The following is a 17503-nucleotide window of genomic DNA, read 5'->3' on the forward strand; positions in this document are numbered from 1 at the left end:
GAATTTTTCAGCCGAAATTCCCCTACCCCGGTGGCAATTCTCCGCTAATTCCCCCATAAGGCGCCTTTTTCAACAGTCAGGAGATCGCTCCCACGTGACCGACACGACAGACAGAAAACTGCCATCGCTCGGACTGGCCCTGTTGCCGGTCGTTCTGACCTTGGGCCTGCTTGGCCTGCAGCTCTTCTATTTCGGTGACTTCACGCCGCATATCCCGCTGGTCATCGGCCTCGCAATCACCGGCCTGCTCGGGGTCATGCGCGGCCAGAAATGGACCGATATCCGCGAGGGCGTGTTCCACGTCATCCACGTCTCGCTGCCGTCGCTTTCGGTGCTGATCGTGGTTGGCATGATCATCGGCGTCTGGATCGCCTCGGGCACCGTGCCGACGCTGATCTATTATGGCCTGACCCTGCTGAACCCCTCGATCTTCCTTGCCGCCGCGATGATCCTCTGTGCGGTCGTCTCGCTGTCGCTGGGCACCTCCTGGGGCACGGTCGGCACGATTGGCGTCGCGCTCATGGGTATCGGCGCGGGCTTCGGCATCCCGATGTACTGGACCGCCGGCGCGATCGTCTCGGGCGCCTTCTTCGGCGACAAGATCTCGCCGCTGTCGGACACCACCAACCTCGCCCCCGCCGTGACCGGCGTGAACATCTTCGACCACATCCAGAACATGCTGCCGACCACGGTGCCCGCGATGCTGATCGCGCTGGGCGTCTATATCGTGGCAGGCTATGGGCTGATCGAGCCGGCCGATACCTCGCTCGAGGCGATCACCCAGATCACCGCACGGCTCGAGCAGGACTTCGCCCTCGGGCTGATCCCGCTGACCCCGGCGCTGCTGGTCATCGGCCTCGCGCTGTTCCGCCAGCCGCCGCTGCCCTCGCTCTTCGCGGGCGTGCTGCTGGGTGGCATCATCGCCATGTTCCAGCAGGGTGTGGGCCTGCATGACGTGTTCACCTACGCGCAGTCGGGCTACTCGATCGAGACCGGCATCGCCGACATCGACGCGCTGCTGAACAAGGGCGGCATCCAGTCGATGATGTGGACCATCTCGCTGATGCTGATTGCACTTGGCTTCGGCGGCGCTCTGGAGCGTACCGGCTGTCTAGAGGCGATCATCCTCGCCATCGTCAACCGGGTGAAGAGCTTTGCCGCGGTGCAGTCCTCGGCCATCGTCACCTCGTTTGCCACCAACGTGGTTGCGGGCGACCCCTACATCTCGATCGCCCTGCCGGGCCGGATGTATGCGCCGCTCTATCGCGGCATGGGCTACTCCACGCTCAACCTGAGCCGAGCCACCGAGGAAGGCGGCACGCTGATGAGCCCGCTGATCCCGTGGAACGCCGGCGGTGCCTTCGTGATCACCGCGCTGGGCCTCGGCATCATGGACGGCAACATGGAGAACCTGCTCTACATCCCGCTGGCCTTCGCCTGCTGGACCGCGCCGGTAATCGGTATCTTTTACGCCGTCACGGGGCTGTTCTCGCCCAAGGCCTCGGACAAGGACCGCGCCAACTGGGCTCGCGACAACGAGGATGTCATGGACCTCTCCGGTCACGACCACCTCGGCGACCCCGGCCCCGCCAAGGAAGCCATGCCGGTCTGAACCAGGCTCGCAGAAGACCCAAAAGCCCCGCTTCGGCGGGGCTTTTTCATGTCGGGGCCTAGGGGTTCACTTCGCGGCGCGAGCGCCTAGGTGAAAGAAGAGCCAATCACGGGAGGCGATCATGGCCGGAGGCTGGGCCCGCGACGGCGCGGTGGAAGAGCAGATCGAGGCCTCGATCAATGACGAGCTGAAGCGCATGCAGGCGCGGCGCGGCCCGGTCGGCGAAAGCGCGACCCATTGCGCTGAATGCGACGAGGAGATCCCCGAGCGACGGCGAGAGGCGATCCCCGGCGTGAAGCTCTGCATCGAGTGTCAGCAGGGGCGCGACGCCCGCCCGCAAGCCCGCGGCGGCATCAATCGGCGTGGCTCCAAGGACAGCCAGCTGCGCTGAACAAGGAGAGCGGCTCCGCGGATTCGGGGAAGCATGACCGGAACGGACGCCCGGAGTTCAGACCGCGCCGCCGACATCGTCAGGGGCCACCGCGCTCGCCTTGACGATCGCCCAGACCCCCTGCCCCGGCTCCAGCCGGAGCGCCCGGGCCGAGCGGCGCGTGACCCGCGCCAGCAGCCGGTCGCTGCCGCATAGCAGGCCCACCGCCACGCCTTCGGGGCCCTCGTCGAGGGCAGTGACCTCGGCGGGCAGGATGTTGAGCGCGCTCAGCCCCTGCGGCTTCTCGCGGGCGAGGATCACGTCCTGCGCCGAGATGCGCAGTCGCAGATGGGTACCGATGCCGCCGAGCCGACCGGACAGCACGATCCGCCCGCCGGACAGCGCCAGCTCCGTCAGCCCGTCGATCCGGTCGAGCCCGGCGATCCGTGCCCGCACCACCGCGCCCGCCTCCTGCGCACCGATCATGCCGACCGCCGCCGGGTCCGACAGCACCTCGGCGACCGCGCCCGCGCGCAGCACGCGGCCCGCCTCCATCACCACCACCGTGGTGGCCAGTCGAGCGACCTCGGAAGCGGCGTGGCTGACATAGAGGATCGGCAATCCGGCCTCGTCGCGCAGCCTCTCGAGCCAAGGCAGGATCTCGGCCTTGCGCGCCGCGTCGAGCGCAGAGAGCGGCTCGTCCATCAGCAGGATGCGCGGGTCGCTTATCAACGCGCGCCCGATCGCCACGCGCTGCCGCTCACCCCCCGAAAGCGCGGCAGGACGACGATCGAGCAATCCCTCCAGCCCGAGCATGGCGATCACCCGGTCGCGATCGTGGCGGCCGCCATAGGCGAGGTTCTTCTCCACCGACATGTGGGGGAACAGCCGTGCATCCTGAAACACGTAGCCGACGCGGCGACGATGCACCGGCACGTCGACCCGCGCCGCCCGATCATACAGAACCGCACCGTCAACTTCGATCCGCCCCGCATCCGGTCGCAGCAGCCCCGCCACGGCATTGATGACGCTGGTCTTGCCCGAGCCCGAGCGACCGAACAGCGCGGTGACGCCGGGCAGCGCCTCGAACTCTGCGTCGAGATTGAAGGCGCCGAGCCGCTTTTTCACGTGAATCGCGATCATGCCGCCACCCGCCGCGCGATCCGCCGCGACAGCCATTCCGAGGCCAGAAGCGCGCCCATGGCCAGCGCGATGGAGACCGCCACGAGCCGCAATGCCGCGCCCTCGCCGCCCGGCATCTGCAGGAACGCATAGATCGCGGTCGGGATGGTCCGGGTTTCGCCGGGGATGTTTGAGACGAAGGTGATGGTGGCGCCGAACTCGCCCATCGCCTTGGCAAAGGCGAGGATGGCGCCCGCCACCACGCCGGGCAGCGCCAACGGCAGCGTCACGGTGATGAAGACCCTGAGCCGCGACGCGCCGAGCGTCGCCGCCGCCGCCTCGAGCCCCGGATCGACCGCCTCGAAGGCAAGCCGCATCGGCCGCACCATCAGCGGAAAGGCCATGATCGCGGCAGCGAGTGCCGCGCCGGTCCAACGAAAGGCGAAGGACACGCCGAGCGGCTCGAGCAGCGAACCCAGCGGGCCCTGCCGCGAGAAGGCGATCAAGAGCAGGTAGCCGGTCACCACCGGCGGCAGGATCAGCGGCAGATGCACCAGCCCGTTGAGAAGCTGCCGCCCCGGGAACCGGCCCTTGGCCAGTGCCAGCGCGCAGAGCAGCCCGAGCGGAAGGCTCGCCGCGACGGCGGTGGCCGACACCTTGAGCGACAGCCGCACCGCCTGCCATTCCTCGGGACCGAGCCAGTCGATCACTCCGGCGCCTCCGCCTGCGGCGGCCGGGTGAAGCCCGCCTCCGCGAAGATCTCGCCCGCCAGCGGGCCGGACAGGAAGTCTAGAAACGCCGCCGCGTCCTCATCCGCCCCGGCCACGAGGGCGGCCGGGTAGAGGATCGGCGGGTGGCTGTCTTCGGGAAACTGACCCACCACGCGCACCCGCGGCTCCTCATGCGCGTCCGTGGCGTAGACGATACCATAGGGCGCGGCACCGCTGGCCACGAGCGCCAGCGCGGCGCGCACGTTCTCGGCCTGCGCGACGCGCGGCGCGACCTCGTTCCATAGATCGAGGCTCTCCAGCGCCGCGCGGCCGTATTGGCCGGCCGGTACCGCGTCGACCAGTGCCATGGCCAGACGGCCATCGCCCAGAAGCGCGGGAAGGTCGAGATCGGGGCCGATCGTCACCGGTTCAGCGTGCGGCTCGGCGACGAGCACCAGCGCGTTGCCCAGAAGGTCGCGCCGACTTTCAGGCTGGATCAGCCCGTCTCGTGCCACCTCGTCCATCCATTCCGTGCTGGCCGAGACGAAGAGGTCGGCCGGGGCACCGGCGGCGATCTGGCGCGCCAAAGCCGAGCTGCCGGCATAGGACACGGTCACCGGGGCGCCGCCCTGCGCCTCCCAGACCTCGATGGCGCGGTCGAGCGGGCCGCCAAGGCTCGCCGCCGCGAAGGTCAGTATCTCGGCCCGGCCGAGACCGGGCGAAGCCGCCAGCAACGCTGCGAGCAGGATTCCGGTGCGCATGTTTCTCCCCGTCTGACGCTCCCCTCTCGCATCCCCCGCCCCTGCCCCGCAAGGGTGCGGCTCAGACCCATGCCACCAGCCGCGACTCCAGCGCCGCAACGCGGTCGCGCAGCAGGTCCGGCAGGAGACCCGGGCGCGGCGGGTCGACCAGCGTGGTCAGCCACTCCGCCGGCGGCCGCTTCACGCGCTTCTGGTTGCCCCATTCCAGAGCCCGCAGCACCGCCTGCGCCGGTTCCGGCAGCCGGTCGGGCAGCGCGTGCCCCGCCAGAACACCCCATGCCGCCGTCCAGAGCCGACCGACGCCCCACGGGTTGTAGCCGCCGCCGCCCAGCAGCAGGAAACGCGGCGCCAGCGGCATGAGCGCGCGCAACACCGACAGATGGGCATGGCCCGACATGGCGAGCCGCGACTGCGGGTCTTCCTCCAGCGCGTCGGATCCACATTGCAGCACGATCGCATCCGGCCGGAACGCGGCTACGGCAGGGAGGATCACCCGGTCCCGCGCCAGCGCCATCGCGTCATCGCCGGCGCCGGACGGCAGCGGCAGGTTGAAGACCTGCCCGGAGCCGACATCCTCCAGCGCGCCGGTGCGGGGCCATCGGTTCTCCTCATGGGTCGAAACGAGAATCGTGTCGGAGTCGCGTGCGAAGGCGGCCTCGACCCCGTCACAATGATGCGCGTCGATATCGACATAGGCGACGCGCCGCGCGCCATGATGCCGGAGAGACAGGATCGCGAAGACCGGGTCGTTGAGATAGCAAAAGCCGTTGGCGCGATCCGGCAGCCCGTGATGGGTCCCGCCGCCCGGCAGATGCAACCGCCCGCCATCGCGCAGCAGTTCGCCCGCCAGCAGCGCCCCGCCCACACCGGTGGCGGGGCGGCGATACATCTCGGGAAAGACCGGGTTGGCCGGCGTGCCCAGCTGGTGGCGCGCGCGGGTCTCGGCGGCGACCTGTTGTGTCTCCTCGGCCGCCAACAGGGCCGAGACATAGTCCGGCGTGTGGAAGGCATGCAGCGCCGCCGGCCGGGCACGCGGGCTGCGGATGTAGGCCGCATCGGGCAGCCAGCCGAGCGCGCGGGCGAGGTCCATGACGGTCGAGACGCGCGGCACCCGTAGCGGATGCCAAGCACCATAGGACGACCCCCGGTAGATCTCGGATCCGATGAAACGCGCTCTTGTTGTCATGCCCCGTCCCCTACCCGCCCCCTGCGTGTTCGAACGCGGCGCCATCGCCACGTCGTCGCAGCCGGGGCGCGCCCATGTCTTGCCAGCCCCCGCCCGCTCATGGAACCACTGGCAGACCTTCAGCGGCCCCGAGAGACCCCATGATCCAGCACCCGCTCCGCGTCGCCAAGCGGCACCAGCGCATGGGCCGAACCCAGTTCGCGGCCCTGCCCTGGCGCGTGGCCGGCGATTCGATCGAAATCTGCCTGATCACCAGCCGGGGGCGTGGCCGCTGGATCCTGCCCAAGGGTTGGCCAATGGACGGTGCTACCCCGGCCGAGGCGGCGGCGGCCGAGGCGCGCGAGGAAGCCGGGCTGGTCGGCCAGCCTGAGGATCGCTGCCTTGGCATATGGTCCTATGTGAAGGGTAGCGGCCGCAGCGGGCGGCCGCATTTCGCCATGGTTTTTCCGGTCCGGGTCACCCAGGTGCTTGCGGACTGGCCCGAACGCGGCGAACGACGCCGCAAGTGGTTCACCCGCGAGGCAGCCGCGGCCAAGCTCTCCGCGCCCGAGCTGCGGCAGATGGTGCTCGGCTTCGACCCCGCGCCGCAGCGCCCGCGCATGACGGAGGCGGACCCGCCCCCGGCCTCGTGAAGCGCGGCACTTTGCACCTTTCCGCCTCTGCGCCTATCTGATGGCTATCAGACCAGGATTTCCGCCGATGATCCGTTACGACCTCACCTGCCAGAACGGCCACGCCTTCGATAGCTGGTTCGCCTCCGCGAGCGCCTATGACGCGCTCGAGAAGGCCGGGCAGCTCTCCTGCGCGGTCTGCGGCGATGCGCGGGTGAAGAAGGCGCTGATGGCGCCCTCGGTCAACGAGAACGCCGCCGCGCCGAAGCGGCGGCTGTCGGAGCCGGGCAACCCGCTCGAAAAGGCGATGGCCGAGCTGCGGCGCAAGCTGGAGGCGAATTCCGACTATGTCGGCGATGCCTTCGTGCGCGAGGTTCGGTCCATGCATGAAGGCAAGACCCCCGAGCGGGCGATCCACGGCGAAGCCCGCCCCGAAGAGGCGCGGCGCTTGATCGAGGACGGGATCCCGGTCGCGCCGCTGCCTTTCGCGCCCAAGCGCCGGACCAACTGATCCTACCTCCATTGCCCTCGCGTCGCCCGGCCGCTATGGAGGCGCCGGAATCTGCGCGGGGAGAGCCATGTCGGTCCTGGTGATGAAATTCGGCGGCACCTCGGTCGCCACGCTCGATCGGATCCACCGTGCCGCGAAACGCGTGGCCGTCGAGGTGGCCAAGGGGCACGAGGTGATCGTGATCGTCTCGGCGATGGCCGGCAAGACCAACGAGCTGGTGGGCTGGGTCAACGAGACCTCCCCGATGTATGACGCGCGCGAATACGACGCCGTCACCTCCTCGGGCGAGAACGTGACCGCGGGCCTGATGGCGCTGCGGCTTCAGGAAATGGATATCCCGGCGCGCAGCTGGCAGGGCTGGCAGGTGCCGGTGCAGACGACGAGTGCCCATGGCGCCGCGCGCATCGAGGACATCCCGCCCGAGAACATCCGCGCCAAGTTCGCCGAGGGCATGAAGGTCGCCGTGGTTGCGGGCTTTCAGGGCGTCAGTCCCGAGGGCCGCATCACCACGCTGGGCCGGGGTGGCTCGGACACCACGGCGGTGGCCTTCGCGGCCGCCTTCGACGCGGTGCGCTGCGACATCTACACCGACGTGGACGGGGTCTACACCACCGACCCGCGGATCTGCGAGAAGGCCCGCAAGCTCGATCGCATCGCCTTCGAGGAGATGCTGGAGCTGGCCTCTCTCGGGGCCAAGGTGCTGCAGACCCGCTCGGTCGAGCTGGCGATGCGTTACAAGGTGAAGCTGCGCGTGCTGTCGAGCTTCGAGGAACAGTCCGACGATGCGGGAACGCTCGTCTGCGACGAGGAGGATATCATGGAAAGCAACGTGGTCGCCGGTGTCGCCTATTCCCGCGACGAGGCCAAGATGACGCTCATCTCCGTGGCCGACCGGCCCGGCATCGCCTCGGCGATCTTCGGCGCGCTCGCCGATGCGAGCGTGAACGTGGACATGATCGTCCAGAACATTTCGGAAGAGGGTCGCACCGACATGACCTTCTCCTGCCCCAACGACCAGGTGATGCGCGCCGAGAAGGCGGTCGAAGCCGCCCGCGAGCGTGGCGACATCCGCTTCAACGACCTCGTCACCGACACCGGTGTCGCCAAGGTCTCGGTCGTCGGCATCGGCATGCGCAGCCACACCGGCGTCGCCGCCGACATGTTCAAGGCGCTTGCCGCCGAAGGCATCAATATCAAGGTCATCACCACCTCGGAGATCAAGATTTCCGTGCTGATCGACCGGAAATACATGGAACTCGCCGTGCAGGCCCTCCATGATGCCTTCGGGCTGGACAAGGCCGCCTGACCGGGACGACTCCCCCCAAGGTACGGGCGGCGAAGGGGCGGCGATGGTCGATCGACAGGTAGAATCCGAGAGCCGCAAGCTGCTGGGGCGCCTTTCGGCCGTGATGGCCGAGGGCGGCGCGGGCCAGGCGCGGCTCGACCGCATCGTCGGGCTGATCGCCTCCTCGATGAAGACCGAGGTCTGCTCGATCTACCTGTTCCGCGACGCCGAGACCCTCGAGCTCTGCGCCACCGAGGGCCTCAAGGCCGAATCCGTGCACCAGACCCGGATGCGGCTTGGCGAGGGCCTGGTCGGCCGCACCGCCCGCACCCGCCAGGTGGTCAACACCGCCGATGCTCCCGCCGAGCCGGGCTTCCGCTACATGCCCGAGACCGGCGAGGAACGATATTCCAGCTTCTGCGGCGTGCCGATCCAGCGCTTGGGCGAGCCCTTGGGCGTGTTGGTGGTGCAGTCCAAGGCGGCGCGCGAATTCACCCCCGACGAGGTCTATGCGCTCGAGGTCGTGGCCATGGTGCTGGCCGAGATGACCGAGCTGGGCGCCTTCATCGATACCGGTGCCGCGCTCTCGGCGCGCCACCAGCAGGCGGTGATGTTCAAGGGCACCTCCGGACAGGAGGGCGCGGCCGAAGGCCATGTCTGGCTGCACGACCCCCGCGTCGTCGTCACCAACCCGATCGCCGACGACCCGGCGATCGAGCTGGAGCGGCTGCGCCAGGCTGTGGACAAGCTGCGCGTCACCGTCGACGAGATGCTCTCGGGGGCGACGACCGCGAATGCCGATCAGGTGCAGGTGCTCGAGACCTATCGCATGTTCGCCAATTCGCGCAGCTGGATGCGGCGCATGGAGGAGGACATCGAGAGCGGGCTCTCGGCCGAGGCCGCCGTGGAAAAGGAGCAGTCGCTGGCGCGTTCGCGGATGAACCGCTCGGGCGATCACTACATGCGCGAGCGGCTCTCGGATCTCGACGATCTGTCGAACCGGCTGCTGCGCATCCTGACCGGCCAGGGCCGCGACACCGGCGCCGAGATGCCTGACGACCCTGTGCTGGTCGCGCGCAATATCGGCCCCGGCGAGCTTCTCGAATACGGCAAGAAGCTCAGGGGCATCGTGCTCGAAGAGGGCTCGGTCGGCTCCCACGCCGCGATCGTCGCCCGGGCCTGGGCGATCCCGCTGGTGATCCATGCGCGCAACATCACCCAGGAGGCGCTGAACGGTGACGTGATCCTGGTCGACGGCGATCAGGGCGTGGCGCATCTGCGGCCCGAGGAGACGGTGAAGACCGCGTTCCGCGACAAGATCGCGATGCAGGCCCGTGCGCTCGAACGCTATGCCTCGATCCGCGATCTGAAGGCCACGGCGCTGTGCGGCAGCACGATCTCGCTGCACATGAATGCCGGTCTGATGGCCGACCTGCCCTCGCTCAAGGGCTCGGGCGCCGAAGGGGTCGGGCTGTTTCGCACCGAGCTGCAGTTCCTGATCCGCAACAAGATGCCCAAGCGGGCCGAGCTCTCGGCGCTCTATGCGCGGGTGATGGACGCGGCGGACGGCAAGCGCGTCGCCTTCCGAACGCTCGACATCGGCTCGGACAAGGTGCTGAGCTACATGAAGCCCAACGACGAGCCGAACCCGGCGATGGGCTGGCGCGCGGTGCGGGTTGGGCTCGACAAGCCCGGCGTGCTCAGGATGCAGTTGCAGGCGCTGATCCGCGCCGCGAATGGCCGCCCGCTATCGGTGATGTTTCCCTTCGTCACCCTGCCGGCCGAGTTCTATGCCGCGCGCGAGGAATTCGAGAAGGCGATGGCGCGCGAGCGCATCCTCGGCCATGCGCTGCCCGAAACCATCGAGGTCGGCGCCATGCTCGAGACGCCGAGCCTCGCCTACGCGCCAGACTGCTTCTACCACGAGGTCGACTTCCTCTCCGTGGGCGGCAACGATCTCAAGCAGTTCTTCTTCGCCGCCGATCGCGAGAACGAGCGCGTGCGCCGCCGCTACGACACGCTCGACGTGAGCTTCCTGAGCTTCCTCGACCACATCCTCTCCCGCGCCAAAGCGGCCGGCACGCCGATCTCCTTCTGCGGCGAGGATGCGGGACGGCCGATGGAGGCGCTGTGCCTCGCCGCCCTCGGCTTTCCGATGCTGTCGATGCGCCCGGCCTCGGTCGGACCGGTCAAGCACCTGATCCGGCACTGCAACCTCAAGGCGCTGCGCGGTGTCATCGACGAGGCCCGGGCCGAGGGCGCCGCCTCGGTGCGGCCGGCCGTGACCAAATGGCTGACCTCGCAGGGCTGGCTGATGTGACGACTTGAACCGCTCTCCTCACTTCCATATATCTAGAAAAGTGGAAATGAGGAGACGGCCATGTCCGACCTACCCAATCTCGACCGCGACCGGCTGGAGCCGATCGATCCGGCGCTCTACGCCGCCGCCGGCGATCCGGGTCACGCGCCGCGCATCCTGATCCTCTATGGCAGCCTGCGCACCCGCTCCTTTTCGCGCTTCGCTGCCGAGGAGGCCGCGCGGCTGCTCGAACATCTCGGGGCCGAGGTGCGGATCTTCGACCCCACCGGTCTGCCGCTGCCGGATGCCGAGCCTGCCGACCACCCCAAGGTGGCTGAGTTGCGGGAACTCGCGGACTGGTCCGAGGGCATGGTCTGGTCTAGCCCCGAGCGGCATGGCGCGATGACGGGCATCCTCAAGGCGCAGATCGACTGGATCCCGCTCTCGTTGGGCAGCGTGCGGCCGACCCAGGGCAAGACCCTCGCCCTGATGCAGGTCTGCGGCGGCTCGCAGAGCTTCAACGCCCTCAACCAGATGCGGGTGCTGGGCCGCTGGATGCGCATGGTGACGATCCCCAACCAGTCCTCGGTCGCCAAGGCGTGGGACGAGTTCGACGAGGCCGGGCGGATGAAGCCGTCGCCCTATTACGCGCGGATCGTCGACGTGATGGAGGAGCTGGTGAAGTTCACCTATATGACCCGCGGCCGTCCCGCCCTCACCGACCGCTACTCCGAGCGGGTGGAAAGCCACGCGGCGCTGTCGAAGCGGGTGAACACCGGCAAGACCTAGCGCCGCGCCGGCATGCGGCGGCGGTCGAGCGCCGCGTGGAAGGCATCGAGCACCGCCGTCTCGCCATGGACGCGCGCCAGCCGCCGCAGCCCGAAATGGACATGCGCGATCTCGACGTAATAGTCGATGAAGGCGTAATTCGTGCCCGCACCGGCCGCCGCGCCAAGGATCGGAACGGCCTGACCTGCAAGCTTCTGTCCGAGCACGGTGGCAAAGCGCGGCGCCACGCGCGAGATCAGCCGGTTCACGGCGACGCCCGACAGGCCGAGCCTCGCGCCGAGAAAGGCGGTGTCGACGCCGTCGTCATCCTCCTCCGTGCCCCCGGCGCCGAAGACGCGCAGGCATTCGGCCCGGGTTTCGGCGCTGGCGGGATCCTCGCCATTGGCCTCGGCCACGCGCTGGACGGCGCGAAAGATCATCGTGGTGGCGACCGGCAGTTCGGCCAGCGCCGTGGTCATTCCGCCCAGGCCGCCCAGCGCCCCCGACAGCGTGCACATGAACCGTGCCGCCCGGTCCGAGCCGAAGGCCGCCTCGAGTACGGCCGCGCCATTGCCAGGGGCGCGCGTGCGTTCGGCCATGTCGTAGCTGCGCGTCAGCGCGGCCCGTGCTGCTGCCTCGATCCGTGCCCGGGCGGGCTTTGGCAGCATCCGGATGCCGCCCTCGACACGATTGCCGGCCAGATTGATGATCCGCATCAGCCCGCGCCCCGCGCGCGCCTGCCGTTCGGCCAGCGCCGTGATCTCGTCCTTCACCGCCGCATCGAGCGGCGCGGGGGGATGTTCGGGATTGATCTCGCGCATGACGGGGCTCATGCGCCGATATCTGGGATGCCCGGAGAGGTTTTCAATCCACCGCGCGCGTCACTTCGCCCGCGATCCCGTCCCAGCCGCCCTCGACGAGATCAAGCCCGAGCACACGTTCGGGGTTGGTCGGCGGCGGCATGATCACGCCTTCTAGCCGCGCGAAGCCGAAGCGGGCGTAATAGGGCGCGTCACCGACGAGCATCATGCGTGGATGGCCCAGATCGCGTGCCCGGGCGACCACCTCGTGGATCAGCAGCGCGCCGAGGCCTTCACCCTGCCGGGTGGGATGCACCGCGACCGGCCCTAGAAGCAGTGCGGGCACCTCGTCCACGCGCACCGGCCAGGTGCGGATCGCCCCGGCCACCTCGCCCGCGCGGCCGCGCGCCACGAGGCACAGCGCCGCCTCCGGCGGCACTCCGTCACGCAAGCGATACGACGACAGCGCCTCGCGTCCCGGTGCGAAGCACAGGTCGTAGAGAGCTTCGACCTCGTGGAAATCCCCGGGCGCCTCGCGCGCGATCTCGGCCATGCGTCACTCCCGCCCCCGCGGCGAAGCGCGCCGCGCGCCGCGCCCTAGCATGGCGGGGGCGCGGTGCAAACCGCCTCAGGCCGCTGGACCGACGCGGGCCGGGCCGCTACCTCTCGGTACAACTGAAAAGGAAAGCGCGATGTTCTACCGCCCCGAGGATGGCCACGGCCTGCCGCACAACCCGTTCAACGCCATCGTCACGCCCCGCCCGATCGGCTGGATCTCCACCCGTGGCGCCGATGGATCGGAGAACCTCGCCCCCTACTCCTTCTTCAACGCCGTGGCCTACGTCCCGCCGCAGGTGATGTTCGCCTCGACCTCGGCCAAGGAGGACCGAGACTGGTCCAAGGACAGCATGTCCAACATCCGCGAGACCGGCGTGTTCTGCGTCAACATCGTCGAATACGCGGCGCGCGACGCCATGAACGCGACCTCTGGACCGTGGCCGCGCGGCACCGACGAATTCGAGCATGCCGGCATCGAGCGGGCGGAATGCGAGACCATCCCCTGCTCGCGGGTGGCGTCGGCGCCTGCATCACTTGAGTGCAAGCTGGTCCGCTTCGTCGAGTTGGAAGGCGAGATGAACGTGATGGCGATCGGCGAAGTGACCGGCGTGCACATGCGCGACGACTGCCTCGTCGATGGCCATTTCGACGTGACCCGATTCCAGCCCTTGGCGCGGCTCGGCTATCGCGACTATGCCCGCGTGACCGAGCTGTTCAGCCTCAAGCGGCCCGCTGACTGAACGCAAAAGGCGGCCCGCCAAGGGGCCGCCTCTCGATTTTCGCAAAGGCCGGTGGGCTCAGTGCCCGCCGCCCAGCGCGCCGAGCCGGACGTCGTAATCGACCGCCAGACCGTAATTCGGATCGTCATCGCTCTCGACCACGAGCTGGCCTGCCCGGCGCAGAAGCGCGTGACAGTCCGGCGACAGGTGACGCAGTACCAGCCGCTTGCCGGCATTGGTGTAGCGCTCGGCCATCGTCTCGATCGCCGCCAGCGCCGATTGGTCGGCAACACGGCTGTGCTCGAAATCGACGATCACGTGGTCGGGGTCGTTTTCGACCTGGAACAGCTCGGAAAAGCCATCGGCCGAACCGAAGAAGAGCGGGCCCTGGATCTGGTAGACCTTGGCGCCGTCCTCAGTACGGAAGGTGCGCGCGCCGATCCGGGTCGCGTTCTGCCAGGCATAGGCCAGCGCCGAGACGATCACCCCCGCGACCACCGCGGTGGCGAGGTCGGTCAGCACGGTGATGACCGTGACCAGCACGATGACGATGGCATCCACCCGCGGCACCCGGCGCATAACCCGGAAGCTGTTCCAGGCGAAGGTGCCGATCACGACCATGAACATCACGCCGACCAGCGCGGCGAGCGGGATCTGCTCGATCACCGGGGCGGCGAAGAGGATGAAGCACAGAAGGAAGATCGCGGCCGATGCGGCGGCAAGACGGGTGCGGCCGCCCGAGGAGACGTTGATCATCGACTGGCCGATCATCGCGCAGCCGCCCATCCCGCCGAAGAAGCCGGTGACGACGTTGGCGATGCCCTGCGCCACGCATTCCTGGCTGGCGCCGCCGCGCTTGCCCGTGATCTCGCTGACGAGGTTGAGCGTCAGCAGGCTTTCGATCAGGCCGATCGCGGCAAGGATCAGCGCGTAGGGCAGGATGATGCCGAAGGTCTCGAGGTTGAGCGGCACCATCGGGATCGAGAACTCGGGCAGCCCGCCCGAGATCTGCGCAAGGTCGCCGACGCGCGGCACCGGCAGGCCGAAGCCGATCACCAGCGCGGCCACGATGCCGATGGCGGCGAGCGGCGCGGGGATCGCACGGGTCAGGCGTGGCATGATCCAGATGATGAACATCGTGAGCGCCACCAGCGCCAGCATCAGCACCAGGCGTCCACCGCTGAGGAAGCCGCCGGTCTGGGGGTCGTGGAACTGTTCGAGCTGCGACAGGCCGATCACGATGGCCAGGCCGTTGACGAATCCGAGCATCACCGGATGCGGTACCAGCCGCATGAATTTGCCCAGCCGGAAGATGCCGGCGAGCACCTGAAGGATGCCCATTAGCACCACGGTGGCGAAGAGATACTCCACGCCGTGCTCGGCGACGAGGCTGACCATCACCACTGCGAGCGCGCCTGTGGCGCCAGAGATCATGCCAGGCCGGCCGCCGATCAGTGCCGTGATCAGGCCGACAAGGAAGGCCGCATAAAGGCCGACGAGCGGGTTGACCCCGGCGACGAAGGCGAAGGCCACCGCCTCGGGCACCAGCGCCAGTGCCACCGTCAGCCCCGACAGGATCTCGGTCTTGTAATCGGCGGCGCTGCCGGGCAGCGCCGGGGCGTTCTCGGAGGAGACGGCATTGGCCAGCACGGCCAGCGGGGATCGGCTCATCGGCTCACTTTCGCGGACAGGTTCGTTCGGGATGCGGTCGCGGCATAGCCCAGCGCGCCCCGCGACGGAACCCGCAAACGCGCCGTTTCCCCGAATCGGGCTTCGCAAGCGGCCCTGCACGCCCTATGAACGCGCCGCCCGTCCCTCGGGGACACGTACAGCCGCAATACAAGGAGCCGTCATGGCCCATGTGACCGACTACATCCGCACCATCCCCGACTTCCCGCATGAAGGCATCATGTTCAGGGACGTCACCACGCTCTTCGCCGATCGCGACGGGCTGCGGCTCGCCATCGAGGGGCTGGTCACGGCCTGCGAAGGGCTCGAAATCGACACGGTGGCAGGTCTCGAAGCCCGCGGCTTCATCCTGGGCGGGGCGCTTGCCGACCGGCTCGGCACCGGCTTCGTGCCGATCCGCAAAAAGGGCAAGCTGCCCGGCAAGACCATCGAGCAGGCCTACAGCCTCGAATATGGCGAAGCGGTGGTCGAAATTCATGACGATGCGCTGCATGCCGGCCAGAAGGTACTCTTGGTCGACGATCTGCTGGCCACCGGCGGCACGGCCGAAGCGGGGATCAGGCTGATCGAGCGGCTGGGCGCCGAGGTCACGGCCTGCGCCTTCGTGATCGATCTCAAGGACTTGGGCGGCCGGAAGCGGCTTGAGGGGCTGGGTCAGCGGGTCGAGGCGCTCTGCGCCTATGAAGGGGCCTGAGCCCATCTCGCAGACGTGAAGCTTGGCGGCACGCCGCGCGCAACTGCGGGGCGGGCTCCAGCGTTTGATGTCCACGAAGCGAGGTGCGGCGATGGTCGCCGCGCCTGCCGCGATTGAGGACGTCCCCAATGGGTGAATTCATCGACAAGACCAAGGCCGCCGCCAATAAGGCCGCTGGCTCCGCCAAGGATGCCATCGGCGAGGCGACGGGCGACGAGCGGCTGCGCTCCGAGGGCAAGGCACAGAAGGCGCGCGGCACGGCTCAGAACGTCTCGGGTTCGATCAAGGGGGCGCTGGGCGACGACATCTGAGCCCGTCTTCCGAAATCCCGGCTCCGCGTGAGCTCGAATGGCCGCAGCGATGCGGCCATTCGCATGTCGGGCCTCAGCCCCTCAATACCGCGCCCGGATTGAGGATACCGTTCGGATCGAGCGCCGACTTGATTGCGCGCATCATCGACAGCTTCACCGGGTCGCCGTAGCGCTCCAGATCGCCGACCTTGAGCCGACCGATGCCATGCTCGGCGCTCACAGAGCCGCCGAAGCCATGCGCGAGGTCGTGGACGATCTCCTTCACGCGCGGGCGGATGTCGTCGAACTCCCGCTGGTCCCGTCCTTTCGGCGGGAAGACGTTGTAATGCAGGTTGCCGTCGCCCAGATGACCGAAGCAGTTGATCCGCACCTCGCCCACTTCCTGCAGCGCCGAGCCGCCTTGCGCGATGAAGTCCGGCACGGAGGAGAGCGGGACAGATATGTCGTGCGAAGAGATCGAGCCGATGCGGCGGTTGGCCTCGGGGATCGTCTCCCTTACTGCCCAGAGCGCCTCGGCCTGAGCCTCGGAGGAGGCGATCACCCCATCCTCGGACAGCCCCTTCTCGAGCGCTGCTTCGAAGATCGTGGCGAGGCTGTCCGCCGGACGCAGCCCCTCGGGCAGGCCCAACTCGATCAGCACCATCCATTCCGGCAGCGGATCGAGAGGTACGCGCGCGTCGAGACCGGCCTCGATCAGGAACTCGGGGCCTTGCCGGTGCATCAGCTCGAACGCGGTGACGTTGTCGCCGACCCGGTCGCGCGCCAGCGCCAGCAGATCGAGCGCGGCCCGGGGGGAGGCCACCTGCAGAAGCGCCGTGCCGGAGGCCGCGGGCACAGGCGCCAGCTTCAGCGCCGCGGCGGTGATGACGCCCAGCGTGCCCTCAGCGCCGATCATCAGGTCGCGCAGGTCGTAGCCGGTGTTGTCCTTGTAGAGCCGCGTCAGCCCGTGCCAGATCTCGCCCTGTGCCGTGACCACCTCGAGCCCGAGGCATTGCGCCCGCGCATTGCCGTAGCGCAGCACGTTGAGCCCGCCTGCATTTGTCGACAGGAGCCCGCCGATCCGGGCCGAGCCTTCCGAGGCAAGCGAGAGCGGGAACATTCGCCCGGCGTCGCGCGCGGCGTCCTGAACGCCGGCCAGGATTGCCCCGGCCTCGGCGACGATGACATTCTCGGAGGGGTGGACCGCGCGGATCGCGTCCATCCGGGCCAGCGACAGGATCACCGGCGCCGCGCCATCCTGCATTACCTGCCCGCCCACGAGGCCGGTACCGCCGCCATGCGGCACCACGCCGATGCGCGCCGCGTGGCAGGCCCGCAGGATCGTGGCCACCTCCTCGGTCGAGCTTGGTGCCAGCAGCAGCCCCTGCCCCGTGTAGCGGCCCCTCGGCTCCTGCAGATGCTCCGGCCCCGCCTCGCGGAACGCGGCCGCGGGCAGGTGCGCGCGGAGCGTGTCGAGGAACGCAGGCGTGGCGGGGTTCAGCATGGCAGGTCTCCTCC

At 68.7% G+C, this 17503-nt stretch carries 18 protein-coding genes; 10 read left to right on the plus strand and 8 right to left on the minus strand.

Translation table 11 applies throughout. From position 1 onward, the window contains the following. Positions 1 to 94 precede the first annotated feature (94 nt). Both nhaC and T8T21_RS06930 read left to right on the plus strand, forming a co-directional pair. Positions 95 to 1612 (plus strand): Na+/H+ antiporter NhaC, encoded by a 1518-nt coding sequence (gene nhaC, locus T8T21_RS06925; protein ID WP_322337316.1) that lies wholly within the window; start codon positions 95 to 97, stop codon positions 1610 to 1612. A 121-nt stretch (positions 1613 to 1733) separates the two neighbouring features. Further along, positions 1734 to 2003, plus strand: coding sequence for a DksA/TraR family C4-type zinc finger protein (locus T8T21_RS06930; protein WP_183474060.1), 270 nt, complete (start codon positions 1734 to 1736; stop codon positions 2001 to 2003). Positions 2004 to 2060: 57 nt separating this feature from the next. On the opposite strand, the gene modC is transcribed toward T8T21_RS06930, so the two are convergent. The 4 genes from modC to T8T21_RS06950 form a co-directional block, all read right to left on the minus strand. After that, a complete protein-coding gene (gene modC, locus T8T21_RS06935; RefSeq protein ID WP_322337317.1) occupies positions 2061 to 3125 on the minus strand; it encodes a molybdenum ABC transporter ATP-binding protein in 1065 nt (354 codons plus the stop codon). Then, entirely contained in the window at positions 3122 to 3811 is a 690-nt protein-coding gene (modB, locus tag T8T21_RS06940; RefSeq protein ID WP_322337467.1) for a molybdate ABC transporter permease subunit, read from the minus strand. The genes modC and modB overlap by 4 nt, the downstream gene beginning before the upstream one ends. Beyond that, complete coding sequence (gene modA / locus T8T21_RS06945) at positions 3811 to 4575, minus strand: molybdate ABC transporter substrate-binding protein (protein ID WP_322337318.1); 765 nt, start codon at positions 4573 to 4575, stop codon at positions 3811 to 3813. Before modA ends, modB begins: the two co-directional genes overlap by 1 nt. Positions 4576 to 4636: 61 nt before the next feature. After that, complete coding sequence (locus T8T21_RS06950; RefSeq protein WP_322337319.1) at positions 4637 to 5761, minus strand: acetoin utilization protein AcuC; 1125 nt, start codon at positions 5759 to 5761, stop codon at positions 4637 to 4639. A 140-nt stretch (positions 5762 to 5901) separates the two neighbouring features. On the opposite strand from T8T21_RS06950, the gene T8T21_RS06955 reads away from it, so the two are divergent. The 5 genes from T8T21_RS06955 (at position 5902) to arsH (ending at position 11256) form a co-directional block, all read left to right on the plus strand. After that, positions 5902 to 6393, plus strand: coding sequence for an NUDIX hydrolase (locus T8T21_RS06955; protein WP_322337320.1), 492 nt, complete (start codon positions 5902 to 5904; stop codon positions 6391 to 6393). 67 nt (positions 6394 to 6460) lie between these two features. Then, positions 6461 to 6883 carry a DUF1178 family protein gene (locus tag T8T21_RS06960; protein WP_322337321.1) on the plus strand — a complete coding sequence of 141 codons (423 nt, stop codon included), beginning with the start codon at positions 6461 to 6463 and terminating at the stop codon, positions 6881 to 6883. A 67-nt stretch (positions 6884 to 6950) separates the two neighbouring features. Further along, entirely contained in the window at positions 6951 to 8189 is a 1239-nt protein-coding gene (locus tag T8T21_RS06965; protein ID WP_183474042.1) for an aspartate kinase, read from the plus strand. Between the two features lie 43 nt (positions 8190 to 8232). Next, entirely contained in the window at positions 8233 to 10488 is a 2256-nt protein-coding gene (locus tag T8T21_RS06970) for a phosphoenolpyruvate--protein phosphotransferase (protein ID WP_322337322.1), read from the plus strand. 60 nt (positions 10489 to 10548) lie between these two features. Continuing rightward, complete coding sequence (gene arsH, locus T8T21_RS06975) at positions 10549 to 11256, plus strand: arsenical resistance protein ArsH (protein WP_322337323.1); 708 nt, start codon at positions 10549 to 10551, stop codon at positions 11254 to 11256. On the opposite strand, the gene T8T21_RS06980 is transcribed toward arsH, so the two are convergent. Then, a complete protein-coding gene (locus T8T21_RS06980; protein WP_322337324.1) occupies positions 11253 to 12068 on the minus strand; it encodes an EcsC family protein in 816 nt (271 codons plus the stop codon). The two genes, arsH and T8T21_RS06980, sit on opposite strands and share 4 nt — an antisense overlap. Before the next feature lie 31 nt (positions 12069 to 12099). Next, positions 12100 to 12588, minus strand: a complete 489-nt coding sequence (locus tag T8T21_RS06985) for a GNAT family N-acetyltransferase (RefSeq protein WP_322337325.1) — start codon at positions 12586 to 12588, stop codon at positions 12100 to 12102. A 139-nt stretch (positions 12589 to 12727) separates the two neighbouring features. On the opposite strand from T8T21_RS06985, the gene T8T21_RS06990 reads away from it, so the two are divergent. After that, positions 12728 to 13333 (plus strand): flavin reductase family protein, encoded by a 606-nt coding sequence (locus T8T21_RS06990; RefSeq protein ID WP_322337326.1) that lies wholly within the window; start codon positions 12728 to 12730, stop codon positions 13331 to 13333. A 57-nt stretch (positions 13334 to 13390) separates the two neighbouring features. Here T8T21_RS06990 and T8T21_RS06995 read toward each other — a convergent pair whose 3' ends face one another. Then, the gene (locus T8T21_RS06995) at positions 13391 to 14983 is read right to left on the minus strand and encodes a SulP family inorganic anion transporter (RefSeq protein ID WP_183474014.1); all 1593 of its coding nucleotides are present in this window, start codon (positions 14981 to 14983) and stop codon (positions 13391 to 13393) included. Between the two features lie 181 nt (positions 14984 to 15164). Here T8T21_RS06995 and T8T21_RS07000 point away from each other — a divergent pair, with 181 nt between their 5' ends. Continuing rightward, positions 15165 to 15695 (plus strand): adenine phosphoribosyltransferase, encoded by a 531-nt coding sequence (locus T8T21_RS07000; protein WP_322337327.1) that lies wholly within the window; start codon positions 15165 to 15167, stop codon positions 15693 to 15695. 128 nt (positions 15696 to 15823) lie between these two features. Beyond that, on the plus strand, positions 15824 to 16006 hold the full coding sequence (locus tag T8T21_RS07005) for a CsbD family protein (RefSeq protein WP_183474009.1): 183 nt from the start codon (positions 15824 to 15826) through the stop codon (positions 16004 to 16006). Positions 16007 to 16079: 73 nt separating this feature from the next. Here T8T21_RS07005 and T8T21_RS07010 read toward each other — a convergent pair whose 3' ends face one another. Continuing rightward, the gene (locus T8T21_RS07010; RefSeq protein ID WP_322337328.1) at positions 16080 to 17489 is read right to left on the minus strand and encodes an FAD-binding oxidoreductase; all 1410 of its coding nucleotides are present in this window, start codon (positions 17487 to 17489) and stop codon (positions 16080 to 16082) included. Positions 17490 to 17503: the final 14 nt, after the last annotated feature.

This window comes from Limimaricola variabilis, from assembly GCF_034371605.1.
Classification (GTDB): domain Bacteria; phylum Pseudomonadota; class Alphaproteobacteria; order Rhodobacterales; family Rhodobacteraceae; genus Limimaricola; species Limimaricola variabilis.